This is a genomic window from Paenibacillus albidus (assembly GCF_014644435.1).
Classification (GTDB): domain Bacteria; phylum Bacillota; class Bacilli; order Paenibacillales; family Paenibacillaceae; genus Paenibacillus_AQ; species Paenibacillus_AQ albidus.
In genome coordinates, this window is record NZ_BMKR01000037.1 from 39,245 (window position 1) to 64,818 (window position 25,574).

Sequence of the window (25,574 nt, forward strand, 5' to 3'; positions counted from 1 at the left end):
TCCTTCCTCCGTTCTCTAAAAACGTATAGGATGCTATGCTACCTGGTGGCGATTGTCTCGAGGTGGCCGAATCTTTAATACAATGGCTTAGGCACCATTTGATTGCGCTCCATCAGCGCCCACAATTGTTCGACCACATCCGCTTCAGAATTGGGCATGGAGCGGGTAATCCACCATTCTATCATTCCAGCGATAGCCGAAGCCAGAAATTGTACCAGCATCTCCTAGCGAAGTGAAAGTGACACAGCATTTTTGTTCCTTTCTTCGTTCTTCGGCTAACCTACTCAAGATCCTGATATTCTGTTTCAAGTATTGACATAATTATCAATGATTCATATTTATTATCCGTTCTAATACATTCCCTAATTGTACCCTCAATCGTAAATCCACATTTATGATAAACATGTTTAGCTCTATGGTTATGCTCTTTAACATCAAGCCATAATCTATGTGCCATATATTTTTTGAAACAAATTTCTTTAATCAGTCTTACACATTCATGTCCAAATCCATGTCCTTTATCAGATATTACTATTCTGAGTAATTCAATACTATTATTATAGTCCTCAAGTCCAGCCAAAATTATATATCCTACTATTCGTTCGTTCATTTTTGATTGTATTATGATGTGTTCTTTATCAGGATCACCAATCGCTGCAAAGTGCTGATACTTGGTCCACTGAGTAATGAATCTGTTGTTTTCTGTTGAAGACTCCTGATTCAAAACAAAATCTATGTCCTCTTCATCAGTTCTTTTTAAGATTAATAATTCTGATTCAATTATTATCTCTGAGGGCAATATTCCCACATCCCTTGATAGATTTGGAACAGCGCTTGATACACACGGACTGAGGATACATCCTCAAAAGCGGATGGAAATTCCACTGTTTCGCCGAACAGGGAATAACCAAAGTGTATCACCATAATGAAATCAAGTATAACAGAGAAAATTAGTAGTTCAGAATCACCGGCTCCTTGAACCACAGCGCATGCACTAACTCCCGCAGGAACTTTAAATCCCGGACCTTTTCAAGTCCTGCTTTACTGTGGAGGAAAGGAGTGTCTCTTGGCACTCCAGGCAACGAAAAGCGCGAGGAATGAGAGAATAAACAATGTCCATGAAAAAGAACCGGTACCCAAATCTTCAAGTAAAATGCCCCCAGCCACGCCGCCAGCAGCGATAGCCAAATTCCAAACCGTAGTATTAATAGGCATTACCATATCTACTTTGCTCTCCCCGGAAGCTCCGGCAAGCGCCGTTTGCAGCAATGTTGCTGCGCCGCCGAAGGTTAAGCCCCATACCGTCACAATGATATAGATCATGAAGGGATGGTTGTTGCTATAACCCATGGCAATAGAAAGGATAGCAAAAGCCGCAAGGCTGATTAGAACAAGTATCCTCAGCCAGCGGTCGATGAGCATACCTGTTATCCAAATGCCAATCAATGCTGCACAGCCGAAGAAAGTCAGCGCCACGCCCACACTTTCCCCTAAGCCATTATCGGCCAGAAACGGGGCAATATAAGTATAAAGGACATTATGTGCTGTCATCCAAGTCAGTACTACAAAAAGTATAGGCCTCACTCCTGGTGTAGTCAGGACTTCATAAACCGAGCTTTGTTTATCTGTGGATTGTCCAGGATAATCCGGCACCTTCCATAGTACCCACGCAATCAATACAACGGTCAACGCCGACATTATCCCAAAAACGGCACGCCAGCCCATGAGGCTGCCAAGAAAAGTTCCCGCAGGTACACCTATAGCCAAAGCGATAGGCGTTCCAACCATCGCAACCGCCATCCCCCGCCCCCTAAGTTTACTGGGTACCATACGAAGCGCATACCCCCCGATCATACCCCACAGCACACCGGCAGATACCCCTGCGAACAGCCGGGCTGCTAAAATAACTGGATAACTCGCAGAAACCGCTGTGATACTGTTAAAAACCAAAAATCCACCAATAGCCAGCAGCAGCAGCGGACGCCTCCGCCACCCGCGGGTAACAATAGCTACCGGAATGGCCGCAACCAGGGAGCCAATGGCATATACAGTAACTAGTTGACCTGCCATAGCTTCTGAAATATGCAGCCCTTGGCTTATTTGGGGAAGCAAACCAGCAGGAATCGTCTCCGTCATTATACAGATAAACCCTGTCATGGCCAAAGCGAGTAATCCAAGCCATGGAAAGGTCTCAGAAGATGCCGCAGGATTGCTTTCTGTACCAGAAACTTTAATATTAGACATTTGTGCCTCCTTGTTTTTATTTTTGGATCGATCATTCCATATATTAAACGCCAGGATCAAACTTGTCAACGACTTATGGATCGATTAGTATATAAGTATGAAAGGAAAGGAGCATGTCCTATGGTTAGAACAGGACGACCACGAAAATTTAACCGTGAAGAAGCAGTCTCGAGAGCGATGATGTTATTTTGGGAACATGGATATGATTCGACCTCATTAGCTGAGCTGAAAAAGGGCATGGGCGGCATCTCCTCTGCCAGCTTTTATGCAGCTTTTGAATCTAAAGATGCACTGTTCAAAGAAGTGCTGGCGCGATATTTAGCTACCTTTGGTCAGGTATCGGCAAGTCTTACAGATCCGTCGCTTTCACCGCGCACAGCCATTGAATTAACAATAAGAAGTTCGGCTAAGATGCAGACAGAGCAGACGCATCCCTTGGGGTGTTTGGTCGTACTGTCCGCTAACACCTGTTCAGCGGATAACGTCCATATACGTGAACTTTTGACCAAGGAAAGGGCCGCGACAAGGCACAAGATCTATGCCTGCATAAAGCGCGCTGTCATGAATGAAGAACTTGCTGAATCCACAGATATTGCTATGTTAACCACGTTATTCAATACCTTTCTTGAAGGGATATCAACAGAGGCCCGGGACGGAATCCCGTTTGAAGTCATTAATGCTGCCGTTACCAAATTGATGGAGGTTTGGGATATGTCTAAATAAAAAGAGCAACCCGTTTTGGGCTGCTCTTTTATATTTGTATTTCCTGCCTTACTCGTACCAATATCCGGGGATGACCTCCTTTTCCAGTTCCAACAACTCTTTAATAATCATATCTGCATCATGGATGGAACTCACAAGCGGATCAGTCATCATCGCTCTTCTCAATTTCGTGAAGCTCCGCTCTACAACAGCCTCCGCCGTTAGTTCGTGCGTATCCAGCGCTAGCTCCTGCATCCCCCGAATTCCCCGCGGCATTTCACCTACATGAAGCGGATTGATTCCATCCATGTTTACTTCGCTTAACAACTCAAGGAACGAGTCGTCATTCATGTTGTTCACCGCGCCGTTATTGAGCGTATTAATAAAGTAGCGCTTGCCCAAATTCCCCACCATGTTTTCGATAATATCCGTCGCGTGATCGGGTTCAAAGGATTTCATATAATCGGCGATCGGGTGTTTTCCGGAAATGAAGTCATCCACTTGCTGCCACATCTCCTCATGCCGCTTGTACCGGTCTTCCGTTTCCCAAATCGCTAAAGGCGGAATGGCGTCTTCCGTCTTGCCCAGGCCCTGCCAGTACCGGACGTATTCTTTGGTATGGGCCGTACATGTTGGAATATATCCGAAAATGTTATAAAGTTCATACGTGATGGCATCGTTATAAAGCGCCTTCGCCCCTCTATCGCCGCCATTGTTCTCCGTTCCCGCCGACCTTCTTAATGCCTCAGCGATCGGGGGCATGACATCCTTTCCATCATACTCCGCCTTAAGCAACCAGGTGAAATGATTGACACCGGCCACCCGGAAATCAAATCTCCGGTCGATCTCCTCGTTGAATTCACTTTTATCCTGAATGATACCCGCCCGAATCGCATAAGAAACTTTCTTGTGCGGCATGTGATGAGAGTCGCAAAGCGCGAAAGATTTTAGTTTCGGCGCATATCGGCTTAACGCGATCCCGTGGACGGTGGATGGGTTGATGTAATTGATGACCCAGGCATTAGGACAAAGTTCCTCAATGTCTTTGGCACATTCCATAATGACCGGCAGTTCTCTCATGGCTCTAAAAATCCCGCCTGCGCCGATGGTATCCCCGGAACACATGCGAATGCCGTATTTTAATGAAACCTGGCAATCGATGCCGCGATATTTTACCGTATCCTCGGCAAAGCTGAGAACGACAAAATCTGCGCCCTTCAGTACTTCTCTCCGATTCGTCGAGCCCTCCACTCTAAGAGGGATGTTATTTTCCTTAGCAACCATTTCAGCGAGTCTAACCATCTTGGCTAGTTTTTTTTCATCTGTATCTACCAAAGCAAGCGTCCCGTTATTCAAATATCTAGAGTCAACCATTTGCCAGATCGATTGCCGCCCAAAAAACAAACTTCCCGCCCCGATGACAACCACCTTCGGTTGTGTAACTTGCGCATCTATCATGATCAAACCCTCCTAAATTGGTATAACCCTATTATAGAAGTATGGTTCGAAAGTAGAATATGAGATGGTTTCACTTCCATGTCAAATAGTATGATTATCTGTATCCATTAAACCAATGTTACTTTATAATTATGTGAAAAATGTCTAAGGGTAGAGGGATGGCAATGGATACGAAATGGACGGACATGAGAATTCTCAATGAACTGTCGGAATTTATCTCGCTTCGAATGAAGTCTTATTTGGAGCACACTCATGAAGGAAAATGGATCGAACACAAGGCGCATATCGACTATGATCTTTGGTTCATTCAGTCCGGAATCGTGAACCTAACTATCGATGGAATTGAACATACGGCAAACGCTGGAGATGTGGTCTTTTTTTACCCCGGGGTTCCTTATATGGCATCTACCAACAATAAGGGGTGCCAGTTTATTTACATTCATTTCGATTTCGAAATCGGGAAGCAACAACGAATTCTAAATGATTTCCAGCTTTCGGGAATCGTACCCCAAGAGCTGATCCGGGAAGAAGCCCTCTGGTTCGCACAAGCTTTTCGGCAATCGAGCCGGGCACAAAACATGCCTGGGAACCGTTTATATTTAAAGGCTTGCCTGACGGCCGTTGTTGCCAAAGTCATTGAACTCTACGGACTGGGCCAATATGCCGGGACATTTTTGAACGGAAGAATCCCAAGAAAAACCGAAAGGAATTTGGACATGCTGCAGCCGGTATTCAGTTACATAAATAACCACCTGCACAAATCGATCAAAATGAATGATCTTGCAGTGCTTGTCGGCATATCCGAAAAATATTTCATCACTTATTTCAAAAAAACCTTGGGCATTACTCCGGGGCAATATATTTACCAGATTAAGATGAACCGGGCAAGGGAACATCTGAACGAAAAGAAATACACGATTCAACAAATTGCCGGCTTTCTTGGCTATGCCGATCCTTTTACGTTTTCCAAAGCTTTTAAAAAATACTATAACGTTCCCCCATCAAAGTTCGAGTAAGAAAAGCTTTAGCATTCTTAATAACAAAAGCCGCTCCCCGGTGACAGGAGAACGGCCTTTAGTACTACTATATCTGGATTCCCTTAACTTATCCCCGATTAAAAACCGGTTGTATACTGTTTCGGTATTGCTGTTTCTTGTTTCAACTTGGCTGCAGCCTCCAAAGACCAGTAAGGGTTTCTCAGCATCCCTCTTCCTACGGCCACAAGATCGGCTTCTTCATTTCCTATTACTGCATTGGCTAGTATAGGATCATCAAGTCTGCCCACGGCGATAACTGGGACATCCAGTCCCTTTTTAATTTCTTTGGCTAATGGAACTTGATAGGCCGCATGAGTACCGGGTCTACCCGAGGCAGCAATTGGACCTTCTCCACCAGAAGAAACATCAAAAATATCGACTCCCGCTTTTTGATATTCCCCGGCGAAAACTATACTTTCCTCAATTCCGTATCCGCCTTCTACATATTCCATAGCGGATATACGCATGATTAACGGCATGTCATCCGGCATCTCGGCTTTGGCGGCCTGGATAATTTCACGGCCAAATTGAGTTGGATTCTCTCCATACTCATCTGTTCTTTTATTGGTTAACGGAGAGTGAAATTGATGGATCAAGTAACCGTGGGCCCCATGAATTTCAATGCTATCAAATCCTGCCCGAACCGCTCTGCCTACAGCTTTGCGAAACTTCTCGACCATTTCCTTAACCTCGGTTGTAGAAAGAGCTCTTGGCGTTTTGAAATTTTCGTCAAAAGGAATTGCAGATGGCGCAACCGGCACTTCCGCATCTTCCGCTTTGCGCCCGGCATGCCCAATTTGAATGCCTACTTTGGCACCGTAGCTATGGCAGGCGTCTACAATTCGTTGTAACGCCGGGATTTGCTCGTCAGACCATAATCCCAGGTCGAAATCCGATATCCGGCCATCAGGCTCAACATCGGTCATTTCAATTATGATCATACCTGCGCCACCAATAGCTCGGCTCACGTAGTGAAGATAATGCCAATCTGTTGCAACTCCATCTTTATTATCCACCGAATATTGGCACATCGGAGGCATGATAATCCGATTTTTCAACTCCAGACTTTTATACTTGTAGGGGCTAAATAGATCCTTCATCACAAAAACTCCTTTTGGATATCCATTTAATGCATGCGCACGCATTTATATTATAGGAATTTTTTTGACCTGTCAACATGAATAACCCGGAGGAATTCTCCGGGCTGAATTAAAAGGGTTACTCATTCTTTTGTGTTTGCTGAATCAATGTGCGGAGCTCTTTTTGGAATCCGTCTTCCAAATAAGCCGTTTGAAGGATTTGATTAACAGTAACTAAGGCTCTTTTAAATTTGTCCTCGCCTAGTTCTGTTAAACGGGTATACACGCCTCTTCGGTCATCTTCACAAACATGCCGATGTAAAGCACCACAATTCTTGGCTTCCATCCTATCTACCAATCTGGATATGGCACTCTGACTCAGGGCGACCATTTCCTGCAATTGCTGTAATCTCAGTTGTTTATCACTTGTCTGAGACAGAAAATACAGGACGTAAAATTCCTTTAATGACAAGCTATAATTCTCCTCTAAGGCACTCTCCAGCTTATTATTAATTTTTGTCTGAATATCATTTAAACTGAGCCAATCATCTAAAAGGTTGTTGTCGGTGTTGGTATTCATAAAGTTCTCACCTGTAAATTCATAGTATTTAGTTTGTTATTGTATTATAACCTTAACTTTTTATCCATACCAGAGCTTCCATTTTTAAATATAAAATCAGTTCATTTCGGCTATAGATTCCCGGAGACTCTTAGACAGACTTTTGACAACCCTATCGTAGGAATGGTCAATCATGTCAAAGACATCCGACTCTGACAAGGAACCATCTAACATGATGGTATTCCAGTGCTTTTTGTTCATATGGTATCCAGGTCGAATATTCTTATGCTGCTCCCTCAAATTCTCCGCAATGACCGGGTCACATTTTAGATTTAACCGAATATCAAGCCCTTTTTCCTCGAAAATAAGCGCAAACATTTTACCAGCAACTTTAATCACTATAGAATCGGGTCCAAAGGGAAACTCTTTAGTCGCTCCTTTCTTCTTTAAACAGTATTCGATAATATGATTCTTCAAATCAGTATCTCTCCTTCGGCGATCAGCTGTACAGTTCCACGTTCACTCCCTATTTTTATTTCTACCGTAGCACTCTTTAGGGTGTTAAAGCTCTAGTAAATGTCTTCACACTCTCTGTAATAAACGCTTCAAGTGACAAGGTAGGGAACAATTCGCCTTTATCCAGGTTGTTTAGAAATGTCCCATAATTCATCGAAATAAAGGAATATGCCTGAAGCTCTGGATTCGTTTCTATCAGCTTCCCTTTCTCGAACATAACCGTAAAATAATTAGTTAGTATTTCCATGAATTGTCTGGGGTGTTTTATTGTTCTTTCATGAAACCCTGGTAAATTGTCTACCTCTTTAAAACTGATCATAATCATTTTCCGGTTGCGATTCATAATTTCATGATAGGTTCGGCTGATCAAGGACAAGTCCGTTTGTAAATCCCATATCAGCTTTTCGTTAAAAAGCTTTGTCATTTCTTCGCTATAATGAAAACGGTCAAATGCAGATTCGAGAAGATTTTGTTTACTTCCAAATTGGCGAAACAGTGTTTTTTCACTGAGCCCGGCTGCCGTAGCAATTTCCTGAGTAGTTACACCTTTGTAGCCTTTGCTTGCGATTAAATCGATCGCAGCCAATAGCAATTTATCACTATTGCTTAAAATGCTGTTGTTGCTCACTTTCTTCACCTCATCTTTGTAGCCAGTTAGTACCCACTGTCATTCATGGCGATAATATCCCGTCCCGAATTAAATGTCAAGACAACCGCCTCCCACCTGAACATCGGTTATGTCGATTCCACTTTGCCCCTCTCCACGCATTTGGCCGTGTTAACTTTAGAGCTACGCCCGAATTGAACGAAATACAAAATGGCCATTGCAGCAACCAACAACGCAAGCGCAAGGAAAATGTTGCTGTATACAAAAGCAGCGCTATTTTTCGGTATCGGATTTAAATGAATAGTTGTTGTACCATGGTCAAGAATCTTCCCTAATGTCGCCGTGGATACAGCCGCAGCAATGAAATTGCACATGGATAACAAGCCCATGCCAATCCCGATCTGCTCCTTAGGCAGCGTTCGTGAAACGGTGTTTGACAAAGCAATCTGCATAAACGATTGACCAAGGATACTTAAGATAAGGAAGATGGAAATAAATACGGGTGGCATTCCCACGACGGAAGACAAGCAGATGAAACCAATAATAAGAAGGGTTGCAGCTGTATATAGCAGAAAAGGATTCCCTTTCTCGTCAGCTAACTTTCCTCCTTTACGTCCCATAAACGCGGTCACTAAAGCCGATGGCAACATAATGATTCCCGTTACAGCTGGTGATAAGTGGTTTATTTGTGATAGCAACTGAGGCGTAATGAATGGAGTACCGAAGCCTATTGCAGTCAACACAAAAGTTATGGCTAAACCGAATGTATACGGTTTGTTTCGAAAAACAATGGGTTTAATAAAGGGATCAGCAGCATAACGAATACGTATAACGAACAAGATCAACAAAACAACTCCAGTCACAACATACCCTATCCCTCCGTTAGTTAACGCGAGTAACAGGGTAGCCACTGTTCCTGCCAAAAGAATTCCGCCGATAAAATCAATTTTGTTGTCGCTCCCTTTCTCATCATCCAAATATTTACGATAAAAGGGCAAAGTAAACAGTGAAAGCAAGGGAATCACAAAAAGAACTTGCCAATTCCAAGCGGTGGACACGAAACCAGCAATGATCGGACCAAGTGCAGCTCCAAGGGCTGTCCCGATGGCGGTAGTGCCTAACGCACGACCTCGCTTTTCAGGTGAAAAATAACGAATGGGTATGATCATTGCTAATGCAGGAATGACAGATGCACCGACAGCCTGTAAAATACGTGCGGCGATCATCATCCAATACGCGGTAGCCACGAGACCCACTAAGGAGCCGGCAGCTAAAAACAAGAGACCAAACGTCAGTAAATTCTTTAAGCTATACTTGTCTGTCAGTTTTCCGAATGTGACTGTGCCTATTGCATATACAATCAAATAACCGGTCACGATCCAGCTCACCTGCGATGGCGAAAGTTGAAATTGTTTGCTGATCACCGGAAGGACTACATTAAACATCGTTCCATTCATAACGGAAATGATCAAAGTAAAGACAAGAATGCGCATTAAACGCTCGCCATTACTTTTTTGAATTTTATCGTTAGTTTGCATAAGTTTGCCTCGTTTCTAAAAGGTAATAGATGATTATTTATATTCTCACCTCTAAATAGACTGTCAGTGCTGACTGACATTTGAGTTGATAATATCTTATGTTTTTATATATTGTCAAGCTGTAGATGAATTCAATCACTTTATCGCCTTTGGGACAACCACTGGGAATAACATTCCATATCTGGATTGCCCACAATTTGGATCACATCCATGTCTAGCTTCTCTTTGAAGTAACGGATAAACCGCTGATAGCCTTTCTGCTTTTTGGGACTAAATCAAAATAAGTTGATCTTCGCGGCTTCGAGCTGCTCGACGGTGGCATCTTTGGTCAGCTTGTAGAGCATGTCCTCAAGCCAAAGGAACTGTAAAAAAATCATATTCATAGCGATAAAAAAGTTTCAATCTAGAATTTTCAGTGTGGTATGAATAATACTTGTTAATTTCCCTTGATCCGTTGCTGTTTTTACCATCGTACGCAGTCCTAACCAGGCATTCATTAATTGACACTCCCACAGCTAAAGCAGTGGGATTCTTGGGTGATTAAGTCGAAGTGCATTTCTGCTATCGAAGTATGACCCCAAGATTGGGCTGTGCCATCAGCCCTCCTAAGACAGTGCGTTTTAGCATCTTAGGCTGATTGACTATTACCACCAATCACAGGTGCATGAATAATATTCATTGCACCGACTTTATCACGATGAGTATGAAACCCACATGGACACGAATATTTTCTATCTATCGCTTTATTTAGCGTAGAGCAAGATGGACATTTTTGCGATGTATACGCAGGATTCACATATTCCACTTTTATCCCTGCCATATTTGCTTTGTATTCAATGAATTGTGCCAAGCGATAGAATGACCATGTGTGCAAATTCTTTTCGTTTTTACGACTTGTTCTTGTCGTTTTTCTAAGGTTTGTCAGCTTTTCTAAGTGAATGACAGACACTTGATTCTCCATGGCAAAATTGACAATTTGTCTACTTACTTTGTGGTCCTTATCTTTCATCCATCTTTGTTCTTTATGATCCAGTTTACGAATAGCACGTAGCTTTTTCTTCTTTCCTAAACCTTTTCGTTCACTACGGAACTTGCGTTTCATATATTTGTTTTCTCTACCCTTTCCAAAAAATCTCGTCTTTCCTTCGCTAGTCACAGCAACAGCAGGGACTTTTAATCCTAAATCAATACCCATTACCTGTTCGCCTGTTGTTGTCTCTGTAGGAATTTCAAGTGAAACTTGAGCAAACCATTTTCCAGCTTTCTCAACGATTCTCATCAGACCACATTTTGCATTTTGAAGAAATTGTTTATCTCTTTCGGTTAAACGAGCAGGGAAAGTCGTCTTTTTCACTTTGTTGTCCACGATGATAGGAAAAGCAATAGAGGAATTGGCAATGGAATAGTTTTGGTTGTTGATATAGTAGGTTGGTTTCCTTAATATTGGACGCTTCCTTTCCTTCTTCGTTTTCTTAAATACGCTTTTAGCATCACGAATAGCTTGATTAAGTACAGCCGAAGGGAGTTTAGCTTCTACATCTTTCGTTGTGAGTTTAGGGAAGGAACCTTCTTTTTCTGCTTGTTCTGTTAATGAATTAATAGCCCGAATATATTCTCTGCTTAATAACTTTAATTCGATGGAGTTACTTGGAAAAAATCTTATCTTTATAGTGACGGACTGCATACGTTTTCACCTCTCTCTAATTAAAGACCAGCCACCTAGCCAAAATATTTGTCGAATTTGAAATCCTTAATAAATTGTTCAGTTCCACAACAGTCGCATTTCACTCGTATGTTTTTTCACCCCCTTGTTTTTTGTTGTTCAACATATCTTTTAATCGTTTCACTAGACACATATTTTCTTTCGATATCGTGAACAAAAAACAAAGTGATAATTGATTAGCGATACAGTTGTGTTGATTCTTCTATAATTATCCATACATTAATTGTATCAGTTATGTTTAAAACTGAAACATGATAACCATAAAATGTTGGAACATTAAGTGTCTTAGGACACGCCTGTTCCAATCTCACTATCATCTCACACCTAAAGGAGTGGGCTTTCTCGCTTAAAATTCTGTAAATGAACCGCAAACTATGTGTAAAACGCGAATAAAATCAAGCGGGGTGCTTGATTTTATTCTTCACATGCATTATTGATACTTAACGAAAGATTCTTCGTTTGTCTGCTAGTAACCAATCCGGAGACCCAACAATTGCTAAGTATATATTAATTCGTTTTAAAAGTCTGAGATTATTGGATATATTTGACCTCTCAGATTGAAGTCATATTTCTGGTCTACAATACCTACCACTTCGTTGCTATCATAAAGCGCCACCATGAAACCTGCCATTTGTTTGGCAGTGTGGTACTTAGGCATGTTTGCTTTGTAATCAAATTCTTCAGCATCTATTGATTTCTTCACAAATTCCGTTTCTGTTATTGCTGGTGCTAAAACCTTTGCTTTTAATTTCGCACCTTTAAGCTCCTAGTTCTTTTGCAAGCCCTTCGGTGAAGGCACTAACATAATATTTAGATGCAGAATATGCAACACTCCCAACAGCAATAGCATATCCGAGTGCGGATGATACGTTAATTAAATGAGTCCCTTCTACATCAGCATAATCCCGCACATAAAGTGTAGAAAGGATCGTCAAGGATTCGATGTTAACACGTAACATAGTTTCAACTTTATCTAAATTCTGGTCTGCTACAAAAGAGGCTTCACCAAGCCCAGCATTGTTAATCCAGGTCTCAATTTGGAATTCCTTCAAGGTGTTATACAGTGTGTAGGCCTGCTCTGTAATAGACAGGTCACTTGAACAAACAATTACATTTACATTAGGATCAATATTATTTTGAATTATTGATTTAAGCTCTTCTAATTTATCTAATCTTCTAGCTACCAAAATTAAGTTCCAGACTACCAAGACAGATTTGAACGCATCTGGAGTTTAATCAAACAAGGACTTTGAATCCAAATTCCTCTAGGGTGTTCTCTGTAACTGTCTGGTATGTCTGGACTTTTTTGTCCTGATTGATTTCTATGAAAAGCGACGGAGCGAAGATGTTCGCCAGGATTCTCGTCGTCTTCCGCTTCTTTATTTCCGGCTATGGAGGTTACCGTTTGGCTTAGACGGCAATGGCCTTCAAGTTAGGCGAGATCAGTAGCTCGGCCCCGGTTGCCTTTTGAACGTCTTCCACCGATAGACCCGGCGCAATTTCACTCAGCATTAGCCCTTTGCCTGGAATCACATCGATGACAGCCATTTCGGTTACAATGGTTTTCACAACATTGACAGCTGTCAGGGGCAGCTTGCAATTTTTTAATATTTTTGGTTTCCCATCTTTGTTCACATGGTCCATGGCTATAATGACACGCTTGGCCCCTACCACCAAATCCATAGCTCCCCCCATGCCCGGCACTTTTTTTCCTGGAATCATCCAGCTTGCAAGGTTGCCGTTCTCATCAACTTCCAGGGCACCCAAAACAGTGATGTCCACATGCCCTCCACGGATGATAGAGAATGAAAGGACACTGTCAAAATAGCAAGCTCCTGTCATGGTTGTAACGTAACTTCCGCCAGAATCAATACAATCGATATTTTCTTGTGCCTTTGTGGCTTTGGGGCCAACACCGAGGATTCCGTTCTCAGCCTGCAGCATAATATGAACATTAGCGGGAATATAGTCTACCGCCATGGTAGGCATGCCAACACCCAGGTTGACCACATCGCCGTCTTTGAATTCCTGGGCGATTCTTCTCACAATGAATTCCCGGTTATTCATGCGTATCCCCTACCTTTACAATGGCATCAATAAATATTCCGGGTACGTTGACATGATTGGGATCAATCTCCCCGAGCTTTACATATGCATCTGTCTCGGCTACTACATAATCTGCCGCCATAGCCATAACGAAATTGAAGTTGCGTGAGGAGCCGTTGATCACAAGATTCCCCGCTTCATCTGCCTTATGGGCTCTGATTAGCGCAACGTCTGCTTTGAGTGGCAGTTCGAGCAGATATTCCCTTCCGTCAATATCTATTTTCCGTTTGCCTTCCTCTACAATGGTACCTATACCTACAGGTGTTAAAACACCGCCCAAGCCCGCTCCTCCTGCACGTATTTTTTCTGCTAACGTGCCTTGCGGGAAGAGGCTCACCTCAGCTTCTTTGGTCATAAGGAGTCTTCCTGTTTCCGGATTGGAACCGATATAGGATGCATAAATCCGCTTGACTCTGCCGCTTTTCACAAGCTTATATATAGATAATTCCGTGGTGCCAGTATCATTGGAGATAATGGAGAGATTATCGGCGGAATGGGTCTCGACAAGTGCACGCACCAAATGATCCGGGTGGCCTCCGGCCAGAAAACCGCCAACCATCACCGTGTCTCCGTCTTTGACCTTCTTAACGGCGTCTTCTGCGGAGATTAATTTGTTATTCATAGTTTCTGACTCCTTGTACGTTTTATTTGAAAAAGCAAGTTTACTGGAGATAATCATGAATGACTCTTGCATATGGCAGCGTTAAATCGGCAATAAAATGTTTACCGCCGATATACGCCTTAACTGGAAAATCTGCCACAGGAGCATTGACATGGGGGATCAGGCTTAATCGGGCCGGCCCTGTCCAAGCGCCTTTTACGTTAATATTTTCGAGATTATACGCAACTAGCTGCGCAATTTTAGGGGTACCGTCAACATCGGGAATTAATTTTAAATTCACTTGGGTTTTTGCGATGGCTCTAGCCGTGTCCTCTTCATCGAGAATGTTATGTTTGAAAGGCATGGTTCCCATGGCCACCAGGACATGGTTATAATGCAAAGTACCGGTCAACGTCTCCGTGCCTTCAACACTCAGGCGGGGATTTGCCCATTTTTTGGGAAACCCCCAAATTTCACGTCCTCCAAGAATAGCAGGCGCGTTATCCAAATACATTTGGGCAACAAAATTGCAGGATTCCCCATGAAAGGTACACGGGATAACAATACCGCTCTCCTCATAATTTCCTAAACCGGATGAATCAGGCATCTTGATCCATTCATAAGAAACGGTATTGCTTCCATCCGGCTGTAGAGGTTCCGGGACCGCCTGTCTGATCGCAGCGGGGTCGGATTCATAAGTAATTATAAAAAATTCCCGGTCGATGAAGCGGTAGGGGGGACGCCCGTAACTGGCGCTGGCCGCAGGCATGGATTGCAGTGAAAGAACCTCTTTTGGATTCATAACGATCTTGATCTCCCTTCCTGTTAGATGTGTGTTAGATGAGTGCATTCTCAACCAGCATCGCGATTCCCATCCCTGTTCCGATGCATAAACTGGCTATGCCGTAACGCGAAGAGCTCCGTACCATTTCATGCACCAACGTAACCAATATCCTAGCTCCGCTTGCACCGACAGGATGTCCGATCGCAATTGCGCCGCCATTGACATTCACCTTCTCCGAGTTGATCCCAAGCTCTTTCAATACCGCTAATGCTTGTGCAGCGAAGGCTTCATTAATCTCAAACAGATCGATGGCATCAAGGGGGATTCCCTGGTCCTTAAGAAGTGACGAAATGGCTCTCACCGGACCCATCCCCATATATGCAGGGTCAACACCAACAAGTGAATAACCCTTGATATAGGCTAACGGTTGTACCGCATGTTCCTTGCATTTGTCTTCCGACATAACAAGTACAGCCGCCGCTCCATCATTAATCCCCGAGGCATTTCCGGCAGTAACCGATCCGTTTTCCTTAAATGCAGGTTTTAAATTAGAAAGTTTTTCTTTGCTTACATCTCCTCTTACATGTTCGTCCTCCGAGAACCAAATATTCGCTTTTTTGGTTTTGGTCATAATGGGAACAATCTGCTCTGCAAAAACCTGCTTATTTTTTGCTTCTATGGCCTTGATCTGACTTCCATAGGCAAATTCATCCTGCTCAAGTCTTGAAATGTTATATTTCCCGGCAATGTTTTCTGCGGTAATTCCCATATGATATTTATTGATGGGACACGTAAGGCCGTCGGCTACCACGGTGTCTATCAATTCACTATTGCCAAGCTTGTAGCCATTTCGTGCATTCCTTAGCACATAAGGGGCGTTCGACATGCTCTCCATACCTCCAGCCAAGAGGATGCTGCCTTGTTCTGCCAAAATAGAGTTGTAAGCTAAAGCGACGGCATGGAGCCCTGAACCGCAAACTGTGTTTATTGTTGATGCAGGCACATCAATGGGGATGCCGGCTTTTAGTGCCGCCTGTCTGGCAGGATTTTGGCCAGTACCCGCTTGAAGGACATTTCCTAAATAAATCTGATCAATCAATGCAGGCTCTAATTGGCTTTGCTGAAGGCAGGCTGTCATCACGTTTGCTCCCAATTCTGTAGCGCTTAGTGTTGAAAGTCCGTTGTTAAAAGAACCCACAGCTGTCCTTAATGGGCTTACCAATGCAACTTTTTTCACAAAACCTCACATTCCTTTCACTTTGTTTAAGAAACCATACTTACATGCGGGTATTTATCACGGTGTATGAGAGAGTGAGCGTTACGGTTTGATCGCCTTCCTCCGTCCTCGTATTTGGTATTTTTTAACATATTCATCGTAAGTCTAACGTGCATTTTACTCAACGTCCAAATAATTACATAAATTCCCATATGAATAGATATAAGGCCTTGTATACTCACATAATGAAATCGTTCTATCATTTCCTTAGAAATTCTGGTTATTTATGGATATTTCTGAAAAATGAATGAAAACATACAAAAAGAGTTCACATCGAAAAACGCCTCCGGCAGTTAATCTGGGCTGGAGGCGTTTCTCATAGATATGTTCGCTGTTACCATAAAATAAACAAGAAGTGATTCAAAATCAATCGGGTATGAATCGATCCCACTCTTACTTTCTCTTCGGCGCTGATGTCATTGTCGAACAGATAGTTTTTTATGAAAATCCTCATCCAATAACATTATTTCTGCTTTTTTGCTGACAGCCTGGTTTCCAAGCTTAACATCAATGATAAAATCATCGCTCAGCATCTGGCGGTATCGGGATATAATATCTTCTTCAGGCAATTCACCCATTAACTTCGTTTCGGGCGGGATTACCGGAATTCCGGCTTGCGCTACCAGATGAATATTTTGTTTAATATCTGCGGCAACCTTGCTTAGAGTGCTCTCACTTCTTGCTGTCTCTATATCCACCATTCCGTCGTTCGTATAGAGATGTTTGTTCACTACAGCGAGCGCAGCATGCGAAACATGGAATGCTTGAATGTCTTTTTGTATTTCATAAGGCAAATCAGCTGTTTCAAATATTTGGGCAAGCCCCGTCACTCTTTCAGTCAATTGTCCATTTATTTCACCAAAAAAAGTTTTGGAACCGAATTGGGCGTATAGAACACCGTCTTTGATGTCTCCACCTGCACCCGGGAATCCTGGAAGTAAACGATCACCCACGATTTCAAGCCAGCGGTCGTATCCCACGGTGTTGCTCAAGGTGATTATTGTTTTGCTCTGATTATTCTTGATCGCAGACAGGGCAGATTCTGCCTGATCATAGCGCACAGGAACAAAGATGAAATCGTAGGTATCGTCGCTCGCAAGCTTTTCTATCGTCTTGATAGATATTTGCTGTATCGTCCCATTATCGTTATATTGCAGCCCATCCGTTTTAAGCGAATCCAGCCTCTTTCCCCGGGCAAGCAATGTGACGTCCAGTCCTGACTGTGCAAATCTGAGTGCGTATAAACTGCCAATCACACCGGCGCCAACTATCAAAAGTCTATTTTGTTTAATGTTCAATACTATCCTTCCTTTCAGCTAACTATCACAGTTTGTTTAAGCAACACCTGTCTGATACGATAATAGTATGGTACTATTACGATTTCAATCAGCAGAGTAAAGAAAAAGTTGCATAGACAACACATTTAGATATCTGATGTTTAATGAGGGAGGTATGGATATGGCAAATCTGGAAGATCCAAGAGTATTGCGCACACGACAGTTAATTAGGGAAGCATTCAGAGATTTGTTGCGGTATAAAGGATTTGATGCAATTACCATAAAAGATATAGCACAGAGAGCTACCATTAACCGTGCCACCTTCTATGCCCATTATGAAGATAAATACGCTTTGCTGGAGAAAATTACAGAACAGGCTTTTCAAGAGATGATTCCTGAGCAAGTGGTGAAAGCGCAGGAGTTCACAGATGAAGTATGCACACAGTTGATCTTACTGACACATAACTACATCGTAGATTTTTATCAGGTATGCAGAATGGACTCCAAATCTATTGATACGCTTGTTCATGAAAAGGTAAAAAAGATGCTGCAGCAAATGATCGAAAGCATAATTTTGAACGGGGATATTCAGCGTATGGCAGACCGCCATCATACCAAGGTCATTTCGGCTATGACAGGTTCAGCGATCTATAGTGCTGCGCATTATTGGTTTATGAGCGGAGAAAAAGATCGAACCGATCTACTTGTAGATACTGTCCGCTCCTACGTAATGAACGGTTTACGGCTCTGATCGAAACTGCATTGTATTGTTACCAGAAAAAAAGAGCCGCAGATACTTCTCCTGGGCTCTTTTCTATCAATCTGAATAATTACTTCATGTATACATCTTATTAAAACACCTTCTTCTTTCCCCGCTCATTAATCAGTATCTGCACCGACTCCTTGAACCTGAGCGCATGCACAATCTCCCGCTCCCGCAGGAACTTGAGGCTGTCCTGCAGATCCACGTCAAGTTCTAAAAATACACAAGCAAAGCTTCGCGGAGTTAGATAGATACTCCCCGCATGTCCTCAAGCCAACGGAACTGTAAAAAAATCATATTTATATCGATAAAGGAGTTTCAATCTAAAGTGTTCAGTATGGTATGAATAATACTTGTTAATTTCCTTTGCTCCGTTGCTGTTTTTACCATCGTTCGCAGTCCTAACCAGGCATTCATCAGATAATGAGAAATGGCCTCAGGCTCCAGTGAAGCTCTAAGCTCTCCTCTTTGCTGACCAGTTTGAATGAGGTCATATAACAACTTCTCAGTTATTGAATAGCTCTCTTCCACAAGGAATGCAACCTCCGGATCGATTACTCCCAGCTCAACACCTGAATTAACTATAAAGCATCCTAGAGGTTCTCCTTCTTTCTTTATCGAGGACTCCAGAAATCGGCGGATTAATTCCTTTACCGGTTCTTGCTTTTCAACTAACAATCTCAATTTCTTGTTTTGAATAGACTTATACCGTTGGAGTGCCTTCATATACAAAGCGTGCTTATCGCCAAAAGTATCATAGATACTTCTTCTGTGGATTCCCATAAAATCTACTAAATCTTGCATGGAAGTTTTCTCATAACCTTGCATCCAAAACAGCTGTATCGCTTTATCTAACACTTCATTAATTTCAAATTCTTTGGTTCTTCCCAATGTAATCACCTCAAGCAATCATTATACCTTTATGTAAACGATCCGCAAACCAAAGTGTAAATTGCAAATAAAATCAAGCGGGGTGCTTGATTTTATTCTTCACATGCATTAACGATGCTTAACGAAGGATTCTTTGCTTGTCTGCTTGTAACCAACCTGGGGTCCATCCTTTTTCCATTGCATCTAGAGTAACTCCAGGTGGGACAATTACATCGATTGCATCCAGGATATCGTTGCTTAATCTTATGTCATTACCCTTTAAGGTTTCCCGGAGTTGCCCGATTGTTCTAGCCCCAACAATTGCTGAAGTAATGGAAGAATGAGCTTGCGTGAATGCCATAGCAAGATGTGGCAAAGTCAATCCTGCCTCAGCTGCCAGCGTTTGGAGTTTGGCTATGGCTTCAAACTTGCTGCGGTTTTCTTCCCGATTAGGGTCAACAATCGATTGCAAACTTCCCGCAAAGGTGGCTGCTCTTGAATCGGTGGAGACAGCTTCTCCAAAACGGTATTTACCAGTTAATAGACCTCCCGAAAGTGGGCTCCAAACCAAAACACCCATTCCGTATTTCGCTGTGGCAGCAAGTAAATCGAATTCGATACTGCGGTTTAAAATGGAATATGGGGATTGCTCAGAGACAAACCGTGCTACATTTTTTCGTTCGCTTGCCCATTGAGCCTCTGTAACTTGCCAGGCCTGAAAATTGGATGTGCCAATATAGCGAATCTTCCCTTCGCTGACCAGATCCGTAAGTACGCCAAGCGTTTCTTCTATATCGGTATTAAGATCAGGCTGATGTAGTTGATACAGATCGATATAATCGGTTTGCAGCCTTCTCAAACTATCCTCTACTGCTCGTTTAATCCAATATTTTGAATTTCCAGATTGATTCTGTCCACCCCCCATGGGCATACCGCCTTTAGTGGCCAGAATGACATTTTGTCTGCGTCCTTTTAGTAATTCACCTAAAATTTCTTCTGCCTGACCACTTGAATAGACATCCGCCGTATCAATTAGGTTAATGCCTCCAGCCAAAGCTTCATCCAGAATGGGGGCACAGTCCTTCTCCGTATTATTTCCCCAAAAACCAAATGTACCTGTACCCAATACAAAACTGCTTACTTTAAGACCCGTATGACCTAATACACGATATTCCACGTACAACATTCCCTTCTTAAATGATTTTTTAGAATGATCATTCTATTTTAGTTAATCATATAGTTTCGCAACCCAGACATGGCTATACCTGAATTTCCAAACATAGGGCTCGGACTCATTGCTGAAAGATCGCTCGTAAAAAGAAGTGCCCCTTCTCCTCGTTCAGTCATGTCTGGAATGACTTGTCTTGCTGAATTAATGGCTCCAATTACAACATTGTTGAAAATTCGAAGTGCGCTCTCATCCGTCGTATCCAGTACAGAAGTCGTAGGAACACTACCACTATGTGGGCTAAACTCCATGACATCTATTGTACCGAATGTACTCTTAATATCTTGAAAAGCCCTGGTAAGCTGTATTTTGTCTGTAATGTCGGCAGCAAAACCCTGAGCTTCGATACCAATCCTGTCCAGCTGCTCAGCATATGATCCAGCTTCTCCTGTGTTCTTGAAACCATAGCGATACGGAATCCGTGTCTTCCAAAAATTTTGGCCAGTGAGAAGCCCAGACCTGGTCCTGCACCGATGATAACCATTGTTTTCAATTCATATTCACCTTCTTTCAAGACAATATTAAGTCCGGCTTTTGAGGATACTAATTCCCCACAACCCGATGATTTGCAGATAAATTCATGGCGTACAATTTTTCAGTTGTACGCCATTTTTAAGCATTACTGTCCATTGGTAAAATAACTGTCTTTGAAACATTGACTTTCTTGATACAGCCTATACTTAGCCCTTCTGCGATTCCAATTCTTTCAACGTAGGATAATCCGTATAACCCTTGCTTCCACTACCATAAAATGTTGCAGGATCTGCTTCATTTAATGGAGCGCCTGCTTTAAGTCGTTCCACAAAATCCGGATTAGCCAATGACCATACCCCAATAGGTGCCAGATCAGCAAGACCACTCTCGATATCAACACCAATATTCTCCAGTCCCCGTCCAGCCCGATTGACTAACAACGGATTCGTCCATAAGGAACGAATATCTTGAAGCAATTCATCGTTTCCGAGGTGCATAATATGAAGGTAAGCTAAATTCAATTTTGCTAATTCCTGTGTAAGATAACGATAAAGATCAGGACCTTGTTCACCATCTTGAATCCCACCAAGAGGGGTCCCTGGCGAAATGCGGAAGCCAGTTCTCTCTGCCCCGATCTCGTCAATGATGGCTTTGGCTACTTCAATCGCGAAGCGAGCTCGATTTTCTATAGATCCACCATATTCATCCGTACGTTTATTGGAATTTTCACCGATAAATTGGTTGATTAGATAACCATTTGCTCCATGAATTTCAACGCCGTCAGCGCCTGCTTCAATAGCAGCGGCCGCAGCTTTACGATAATCTGCAATGGTTATTTGAATCTCTTCTTTACTCAACTCACGTGGTACGGGGATATCCTGCATGCCTGTAGCCGTAAACGTTTCTACTCCTGGTGCAATTGCAGATGGTGCAACTGGCTGCCGATGATGAGGAGTATTGTCAGGGTGCGACACACGACCGACATGCATTAATTGAATATAAATATACCCGCCTGCTTCATGCACGGCATCCGTAACCTTTTTCCACCCTTCAATATGCTTTTCCGTATAGATCCCAGGTGTTCTTAAGTAACCTTGACCATCATCAGAAGGTTGTGCACCTTCTGTAATAAGGAGTCCCATCGATGCTCTTTGAGCATAATACAGGGAGCTTAATTCTCCCGGTGTACCATCTTCCTCTGCTCTGCTGCGTGTCATAGGCGCCATCGCCAAGCGATGTGGTAATTCCAGATTTCCAATTTTCGTTTTACTCCATAATTTTTCCATTTTGTACACTCCTCTTGAAATTAATTTAACAACGAAATTTATGATTAAGTAAGATGTGGGTATAGTGCAGAAATGCCACCAGCAAGTGCACCTTGTAACATCCGGCTGGTATCATCAGCAAGAATTTCAAAGCTGCCAGATTGGATGCCATCAATAGCTATTTTTGCGATATCTGAAGGATTCGATTTGGGAGCATCTATACCGGTTGTCATGTCTGTCTCCATAAAGCCTACATGTAACCCTGCTACTCTAACATTATGAGGATACAAGTTTAAACGTAAATCGTTCGTCAATGCCCATGCTGCAGCCTTCGCAGCTGTATAAGCACCCGCTGTTCCCGAACTAAACCAAGATAATGCGGAAAGGATATTTAAAATCGATCCTCCCCCGTTTTTTTCAATGATCGGTGCAAAAGCACGAACCATGGATAGCGTACCGAAGAAATGCGTATCAAATTCCAACTGTATTTTTCCCACATCTCCTTCCAGCAAAGAAGCGCCTGTAGATGATCCTGCATTGTTGATTAAAAGCGTAACATCTTTAGCAAGGATGGCAGCTGCAGCAACTTCATCTGGTTTTGTAACATCAAGCTTTACAGGTGTAACGCCTGGAATATCAATGGTCTCCGGATTTCTTGCACCTGCATAAACTTTAGCCCCTCTAGATAGAAGTTCAAGGGTAAGCTGGCGGCCTAATCCTCGGTTTGCTCCAGTGACAAATGCAACTTGTTCAGAAATGTTCATTGTATTAGCTCCTTTTTGTTTTTAATTACAATTCTTCATAAAATTCAGTAAACTGTGACTCATTTTAAAAAGTTCTAGGGATAGAACGGCGTCCTCATTCGAGAACGATCATACTAGAATAAACACAGGCAATTATACTAATATCTTTCTAGGCTGAATCTTCAAATTAGCTCAAGTATGCTAATTCGGGAACGATCTTCACAAGTATATATACAATAATTACTTAGTTAATAGTTTAATCGATAAATCGGCTATACGGTGTAATTTTTCTTTACGTATGGAAGTCCTTGTCATTACCCTTAACCCTACAAAAACTGCATGCAGATGTTCCGCTAGATCGTCGGCATTATAATCTGAGCTAAACTCTCCATCCTGCTGTCCCCGCAGAATAATATCTTTGAACAGTTGTTCTGATAATGTAAACAATTCTGTGGTCTTTAAATCCACCTCAGTATCCCGCATTGCCAATTCCACCGCTGAATTCACCATCAAACAACCGGAAGGTGAATCTTCTTTAACAGATATCACGAAACTAAAAATAAGTTGAAGTGCCTCCGTTGCATTCTTAGAGCGTTTAACTTCTCCTACAAGCTCAGCATTTACTTTATCGCGAAATCGGTCCATTGCTTTTAGAAACAGCGTATGCTTGTCGCCAAATGTGTCATATAAACTTCTTCGATGAATTCCCATATGCTTGACCAGATCCATCATAGATGTCTTCTCGTAACCTTGTTCCCAAAAGAGCTTCATCGCCTTTTCTAATACCACGTTCTCTTCGAATTCTTTGCTTCTTGCCATTCTATTCCCTCCCTGTTATTCAATATAACATTTTGAGAACGATCGGTAAAGAATTTTATGAATGGTAAAAACCATTAAGAATCCCTACTAAATTCACACTATTCTCGTTTAATTTGATTTAAGAAGCATTTGACCCCAAGTATGCGTAATGAAATCCGGAGCGAACTTCATGGAAAAGCGCATAACCTTAGTAAAACCTGCATTTACGCGTATTTTGTTTTTTTCCATCCCTTTAATACCGACTTTAACAAGCTTCGCTAATGGCAAAGAGATCACCTTATTCATGAAACCTTCGTCAAAAGTGTCTGTGAGATTAGTTTCAGAAATAACAGGTGGACAAAGTTCCATCACATGAATGTTTTTTCCTTTTGCCCGGATTTGCTCACGTAATGCATCACTGAACATGTGGATGCCAGCCTTCGTTGCAGAATAAGTCGGTGCGTTGGCAACTGTAATATTAGCAAGTAGTGAACTAACGTTAACAATCATTGCCTCCTGTTGTTTGGCTAACAGTGGCAACAAGGCCTTGGTGATATAGATTGTCCCATTCAAGTTTGTGGCGATTTCTGCGGTTATGTGCTCGAAGGTAATAGTTTCATCAAACAAGTCAAATTCGTGTATAATACCAGCGTTATTGAAAATAATATCCAGTTTCGGATAGTGAATCGTGAGTTCTTTAGAAAGCTGCTCAACGCTTTTGGGATCACTGACATCTGCCGCCATCCCAATAAGTCCGGGATTGTTCTTTACTATCTGGTCGATGCGTTGTTGTGAACGCCCCGTGATAATCACAGTATTTCCCATGTCGAGAAAACGTTTAGCAAAAGCAAATCCAATCCCGGAGGTCCCACCTGTCACCAATATTGTTCTATTTTTTAATTTCATTCTGCATCATCTACTTTCAATATGACTTTCCCTTGGCTATGCCCTGTCGCAATCTTAGCAATCGCGGCATTCACTTGGTCAAAGGGGTACTCGGAATCAATCACCGGCTTAATATTTGTTGTTTCAAGATACTGTGTGAAAGCTGCTAATTGCTGACCATTCGGCTGTACGTACAGGAAGTCATAACTCTTCTTTTGCCATTTGGCAATCCCATCAAAAGGTGCTCCCAATAAACTGAAGAGAATCTTCTTCGCCGTTGCCAAGTCTGCGCTTTGATTAGCGAAACGTGCATTGGGACCAGCGTTTAACGACAGTAATTTGCCACCGGGCTTCAGTATCTTAATTTGTTTACTAAATTCGCCGGCGCCTCGGGTATCAATAACGTAATCATAGCCTGTCAGTATGTCAGTATAATCCTGCGTTGTATAGTCGATAAACTCATCTGCCCCGAGTCGCTCCGCCAAGGCACGTGCTGATCCACTACCACTAACGGTCACGAACAATCCTTGTGACTTCGCATAAGGAACGGCAATTTGGCCAAAGCCCCCCGTACCCCCAGGGATAAATAATTTACCGCCTTGCCGAGTATCTAAAATAGCTAGCGCCTGGACGATCGTCAAAGCAGACAATGGCACGGCCGCTGCTTCTTTAAAGGAAAGATTAGCTGGCATCTTAGCCACAATCGCCGCATCCACTGCGACATATTCGGCAAACGCCCCCATCTTATCTAGCGGTGGCATGGTGTACACCTGATCACCCACCTTAAAATCTATTACACCGGCGCCGACTTCGATCACAATTCCGGCCAGCTCGTTGCCCAGAGTCAATGGAAAGTCGTAATGATCAAACAACTTAACTTTGCCTGTAATCGCCAAGACAAGGTGTGGATCAACACCAGCTGCCTTAGTCTTGATTAAAACCTGAGTTGGTGTGATTGATGGAACAGCGACAGTGTTGATTTGTGCTGCCAGTATTTTGGAATACCGCGAAATTTGTGCAGCCTTCATAAGGTAACTCCCC

27 protein-coding genes and 3 pseudogenes are annotated in these 25,574 nt (G+C 42.6%); 3 read left to right on the plus strand and 27 right to left on the minus strand.

Annotation, left to right across the window (positions count from 1 at the left end; translation table 11 throughout):
• Nucleotides 1-74: 74 nt before the first annotated feature.
• The 3 genes from IEY53_RS27810 to IEY53_RS27820 all read right to left on the minus strand — a co-directional run bounded on the left by IEY53_RS27810 (nt 75) and on the right by IEY53_RS27820 (nt 2,244).
• Complete coding sequence (locus tag IEY53_RS27810; RefSeq protein WP_189030795.1) at nt 75-221, minus strand: TetR-like C-terminal domain-containing protein; 147 nt, start codon at nt 219-221, stop codon at nt 75-77.
• A 59-nt stretch (nt 222-280) separates the two neighbouring features.
• A complete protein-coding gene (locus IEY53_RS27815) occupies nt 281-799 on the minus strand; it encodes a GNAT family N-acetyltransferase (protein ID WP_189030797.1) in 519 nt (172 codons plus the stop codon).
• Nucleotides 800-1,041: 242 nt separating this feature from the next.
• Nucleotides 1,042-2,244: an MFS transporter gene (locus IEY53_RS27820; protein WP_189030856.1), complete on the minus strand. Its 1,203-nt coding sequence runs from the start codon at nt 2,242-2,244 to the stop codon at nt 1,042-1,044.
• A 120-nt stretch (nt 2,245-2,364) separates the two neighbouring features.
• Here IEY53_RS27820 and IEY53_RS27825 point away from each other — a divergent pair, with 120 nt between their 5' ends.
• A complete protein-coding gene (locus tag IEY53_RS27825; RefSeq protein ID WP_189030799.1) occupies nt 2,365-2,967 on the plus strand; it encodes a TetR/AcrR family transcriptional regulator in 603 nt (200 codons plus the stop codon).
• A 48-nt stretch (nt 2,968-3,015) separates the two neighbouring features.
• On the opposite strand, the gene IEY53_RS27830 is transcribed toward IEY53_RS27825, so the two are convergent.
• Complete coding sequence (locus IEY53_RS27830) at nt 3,016-4,404, minus strand: family 4 glycosyl hydrolase (protein WP_189030801.1); 1,389 nt, start codon at nt 4,402-4,404, stop codon at nt 3,016-3,018.
• A 164-nt stretch (nt 4,405-4,568) separates the two neighbouring features.
• Between IEY53_RS27830 and IEY53_RS27835 the strand changes: the two genes are divergently transcribed.
• Nucleotides 4,569-5,420 (plus strand): AraC family transcriptional regulator, encoded by an 852-nt coding sequence (locus tag IEY53_RS27835; RefSeq protein ID WP_189030803.1) that lies wholly within the window; start codon nt 4,569-4,571, stop codon nt 5,418-5,420.
• Nucleotides 5,421-5,518: 98 nt separating this feature from the next.
• Here the strand turns inward: IEY53_RS27835 and IEY53_RS27840 are convergent, their stop codons facing one another.
• The 13 genes and pseudogenes from IEY53_RS27840 to IEY53_RS27900 form a co-directional block, all read right to left on the minus strand.
• Entirely contained in the window at nt 5,519-6,541 is a 1,023-nt protein-coding gene (locus IEY53_RS27840; protein WP_189030805.1) for an NADH:flavin oxidoreductase/NADH oxidase, read from the minus strand.
• A gap of 118 nt (nt 6,542-6,659) precedes the next feature.
• Nucleotides 6,660-7,100: a MarR family winged helix-turn-helix transcriptional regulator gene (locus IEY53_RS27845; protein WP_189030807.1), complete on the minus strand. Its 441-nt coding sequence runs from the start codon at nt 7,098-7,100 to the stop codon at nt 6,660-6,662.
• A 96-nt stretch (nt 7,101-7,196) separates the two neighbouring features.
• Nucleotides 7,197-7,556 (minus strand): MmcQ/YjbR family DNA-binding protein, encoded by a 360-nt coding sequence (locus IEY53_RS27850; protein ID WP_189030809.1) that lies wholly within the window; start codon nt 7,554-7,556, stop codon nt 7,197-7,199.
• 76 nt (nt 7,557-7,632) lie between these two features.
• Nucleotides 7,633-8,223 carry a TetR/AcrR family transcriptional regulator gene (locus IEY53_RS27855; protein WP_189030811.1) on the minus strand — a complete coding sequence of 197 codons (591 nt, stop codon included), beginning with the start codon at nt 8,221-8,223 and terminating at the stop codon, nt 7,633-7,635.
• Nucleotides 8,224-8,330: 107 nt separating this feature from the next.
• A complete protein-coding gene (locus tag IEY53_RS27860) occupies nt 8,331-9,740 on the minus strand; it encodes an MFS transporter (protein ID WP_189030813.1) in 1,410 nt (469 codons plus the stop codon).
• Nucleotides 9,741-10,368: 628 nt separating this feature from the next.
• Complete coding sequence (locus tag IEY53_RS27865; RefSeq protein WP_189030815.1) at nt 10,369-11,424, minus strand: RNA-guided endonuclease TnpB family protein; 1,056 nt, start codon at nt 11,422-11,424, stop codon at nt 10,369-10,371.
• 171 nt (nt 11,425-11,595) lie between these two features.
• Nucleotides 11,596-11,679 (minus strand): annotated as a pseudogene (locus IEY53_RS27870) (IS200/IS605 family transposase); the annotation flags it as partial.
• 301 nt (nt 11,680-11,980) lie between these two features.
• Nucleotides 11,981-12,659 (minus strand): annotated as a pseudogene (locus tag IEY53_RS27875) (SDR family NAD(P)-dependent oxidoreductase); the annotation flags it as partial.
• Nucleotides 12,660-12,873: 214 nt separating this feature from the next.
• The gene (locus IEY53_RS27880; protein ID WP_189030817.1) at nt 12,874-13,530 is read right to left on the minus strand and encodes a 3-oxoacid CoA-transferase subunit B; all 657 of its coding nucleotides are present in this window, start codon (nt 13,528-13,530) and stop codon (nt 12,874-12,876) included.
• Nucleotides 13,523-14,191, minus strand: coding sequence for a CoA transferase subunit A (locus IEY53_RS27885; RefSeq protein WP_189030819.1), 669 nt, complete (start codon nt 14,189-14,191; stop codon nt 13,523-13,525). The genes IEY53_RS27880 and IEY53_RS27885 overlap by 8 nt, the downstream gene beginning before the upstream one ends.
• A gap of 40 nt (nt 14,192-14,231) precedes the next feature.
• Nucleotides 14,232-14,972: an acetoacetate decarboxylase gene (locus IEY53_RS27890; RefSeq protein ID WP_189030821.1), complete on the minus strand. Its 741-nt coding sequence runs from the start codon at nt 14,970-14,972 to the stop codon at nt 14,232-14,234.
• Between the two features lie 34 nt (nt 14,973-15,006).
• Nucleotides 15,007-16,191 (minus strand): acetyl-CoA C-acetyltransferase, encoded by a 1,185-nt coding sequence (locus tag IEY53_RS27895; RefSeq protein WP_189030823.1) that lies wholly within the window; start codon nt 16,189-16,191, stop codon nt 15,007-15,009.
• Between the two features lie 455 nt (nt 16,192-16,646).
• A complete protein-coding gene (locus IEY53_RS27900; RefSeq protein ID WP_189030825.1) occupies nt 16,647-17,528 on the minus strand; it encodes a ketopantoate reductase family protein in 882 nt (293 codons plus the stop codon).
• Between the two features lie 160 nt (nt 17,529-17,688).
• Between IEY53_RS27900 and IEY53_RS27905 the strand changes: the two genes are divergently transcribed.
• The gene (locus IEY53_RS27905) at nt 17,689-18,258 is read left to right on the plus strand and encodes a TetR/AcrR family transcriptional regulator (RefSeq protein WP_189030827.1); all 570 of its coding nucleotides are present in this window, start codon (nt 17,689-17,691) and stop codon (nt 18,256-18,258) included.
• Between the two features lie 100 nt (nt 18,259-18,358).
• Here IEY53_RS27905 and IEY53_RS27910 read toward each other — a convergent pair.
• The 10 genes and pseudogenes from IEY53_RS27910 to IEY53_RS27950 form a co-directional block, all read right to left on the minus strand.
• Nucleotides 18,359-18,478: pseudogene (locus IEY53_RS27910) on the minus strand (spore coat protein CotJC); the annotation flags it as partial.
• A 110-nt stretch (nt 18,479-18,588) separates the two neighbouring features.
• Nucleotides 18,589-19,161, minus strand: coding sequence for a TetR/AcrR family transcriptional regulator (locus tag IEY53_RS27915; protein ID WP_189030829.1), 573 nt, complete (start codon nt 19,159-19,161; stop codon nt 18,589-18,591).
• A 118-nt stretch (nt 19,162-19,279) separates the two neighbouring features.
• A complete protein-coding gene (locus tag IEY53_RS27920) occupies nt 19,280-20,317 on the minus strand; it encodes an aldo/keto reductase (protein ID WP_189030830.1) in 1,038 nt (345 codons plus the stop codon).
• 47 nt (nt 20,318-20,364) lie between these two features.
• On the minus strand, nt 20,365-20,730 hold the full coding sequence (locus IEY53_RS36195; protein ID WP_373293953.1) for an SDR family oxidoreductase: 366 nt from the start codon (nt 20,728-20,730) through the stop codon (nt 20,365-20,367).
• The gene (locus tag IEY53_RS35425) at nt 20,625-20,882 is read right to left on the minus strand and encodes a hypothetical protein (protein WP_229696405.1); all 258 of its coding nucleotides are present in this window, start codon (nt 20,880-20,882) and stop codon (nt 20,625-20,627) included. The genes IEY53_RS36195 and IEY53_RS35425 overlap by 106 nt, the downstream gene beginning before the upstream one ends.
• 166 nt (nt 20,883-21,048) lie before the next feature.
• Nucleotides 21,049-22,128: an alkene reductase gene (locus IEY53_RS27930; protein ID WP_189030832.1), complete on the minus strand. Its 1,080-nt coding sequence runs from the start codon at nt 22,126-22,128 to the stop codon at nt 21,049-21,051.
• Nucleotides 22,129-22,172: 44 nt separating this feature from the next.
• Nucleotides 22,173-22,871, minus strand: a complete 699-nt coding sequence (locus IEY53_RS27935; RefSeq protein ID WP_189030834.1) for an SDR family oxidoreductase — start codon at nt 22,869-22,871, stop codon at nt 22,173-22,175.
• Between the two features lie 219 nt (nt 22,872-23,090).
• Complete coding sequence (locus IEY53_RS27940; RefSeq protein ID WP_189030836.1) at nt 23,091-23,669, minus strand: TetR/AcrR family transcriptional regulator; 579 nt, start codon at nt 23,667-23,669, stop codon at nt 23,091-23,093.
• Nucleotides 23,670-23,777: 108 nt separating this feature from the next.
• On the minus strand, nt 23,778-24,554 hold the full coding sequence (locus tag IEY53_RS27945; protein WP_189030838.1) for an SDR family oxidoreductase: 777 nt from the start codon (nt 24,552-24,554) through the stop codon (nt 23,778-23,780).
• A complete protein-coding gene (locus IEY53_RS27950; protein WP_189030840.1) occupies nt 24,551-25,561 on the minus strand; it encodes an NADP-dependent oxidoreductase in 1,011 nt (336 codons plus the stop codon). Before IEY53_RS27950 ends, IEY53_RS27945 begins: the two co-directional genes overlap by 4 nt.
• Nucleotides 25,562-25,574 lie beyond the last annotated feature (13 nt).

Excerpts from the sequence above, each read along its gene's own strand:
- IEY53_RS27825 (WP_189030799.1), top strand. The coding sequence starts at position 2,365 with ATGGTTAGAACAGGACGACCACGAAAATTTAACCGTGAAGAAGCAGTC.
- IEY53_RS27865 (WP_189030815.1), bottom strand. The coding sequence starts at position 11,424 with ATGCAGTCCGTCACTATAAAGATAAGATTTTTTCCAAGTAACTCCATC.
- IEY53_RS27880 (WP_189030817.1), bottom strand. The coding sequence starts at position 13,530 with ATGAATAACCGGGAATTCATTGTGAGAAGAATCGCCCAGGAATTCAAA.
- IEY53_RS27835 (WP_189030803.1), top strand. The coding sequence starts at position 4,569 with ATGGATACGAAATGGACGGACATGAGAATTCTCAATGAACTGTCGGAA.
- IEY53_RS27845 (WP_189030807.1), bottom strand. The coding sequence starts at position 7,100 with ATGAATACCAACACCGACAACAACCTTTTAGATGATTGGCTCAGTTTA.
- IEY53_RS27890 (WP_189030821.1), bottom strand. The coding sequence starts at position 14,972 with ATGAATCCAAAAGAGGTTCTTTCACTGCAATCCATGCCTGCGGCCAGC.
- IEY53_RS27930 (WP_189030832.1), bottom strand. The coding sequence starts at position 22,128 with ATGGAAAAATTATGGAGTAAAACGAAAATTGGAAATCTGGAATTACCA.
- IEY53_RS27905 (WP_189030827.1), top strand. The coding sequence starts at position 17,689 with ATGGCAAATCTGGAAGATCCAAGAGTATTGCGCACACGACAGTTAATT.
- IEY53_RS27830 (WP_189030801.1), bottom strand. The coding sequence starts at position 4,404 with ATGATAGATGCGCAAGTTACACAACCGAAGGTGGTTGTCATCGGGGCG.
- IEY53_RS27945 (WP_189030838.1), bottom strand. The coding sequence starts at position 24,554 with ATGAAATTAAAAAATAGAACAATATTGGTGACAGGTGGGACCTCCGGG.
- IEY53_RS27950 (WP_189030840.1), bottom strand. The coding sequence starts at position 25,561 with ATGAAGGCTGCACAAATTTCGCGGTATTCCAAAATACTGGCAGCACAA.
- IEY53_RS27810 (WP_189030795.1), bottom strand. The coding sequence starts at position 221 with ATGCTGGTACAATTTCTGGCTTCGGCTATCGCTGGAATGATAGAATGG.
- IEY53_RS27840 (WP_189030805.1), bottom strand. The coding sequence starts at position 6,541 with ATGAAGGATCTATTTAGCCCCTACAAGTATAAAAGTCTGGAGTTGAAA.
- IEY53_RS27940 (WP_189030836.1), bottom strand. The coding sequence starts at position 23,669 with ATGGCAAGAAGCAAAGAATTCGAAGAGAACGTGGTATTAGAAAAGGCG.
- IEY53_RS27885 (WP_189030819.1), bottom strand. The coding sequence starts at position 14,191 with ATGAATAACAAATTAATCTCCGCAGAAGACGCCGTTAAGAAGGTCAAA.
- IEY53_RS27935 (WP_189030834.1), bottom strand. The coding sequence starts at position 22,871 with ATGAACATTTCTGAACAAGTTGCATTTGTCACTGGAGCAAACCGAGGA.
- IEY53_RS27860 (WP_189030813.1), bottom strand. The coding sequence starts at position 9,740 with ATGCAAACTAACGATAAAATTCAAAAAAGTAATGGCGAGCGTTTAATG.
- IEY53_RS27820 (WP_189030856.1), bottom strand. The coding sequence starts at position 2,244 with ATGTCTAATATTAAAGTTTCTGGTACAGAAAGCAATCCTGCGGCATCT.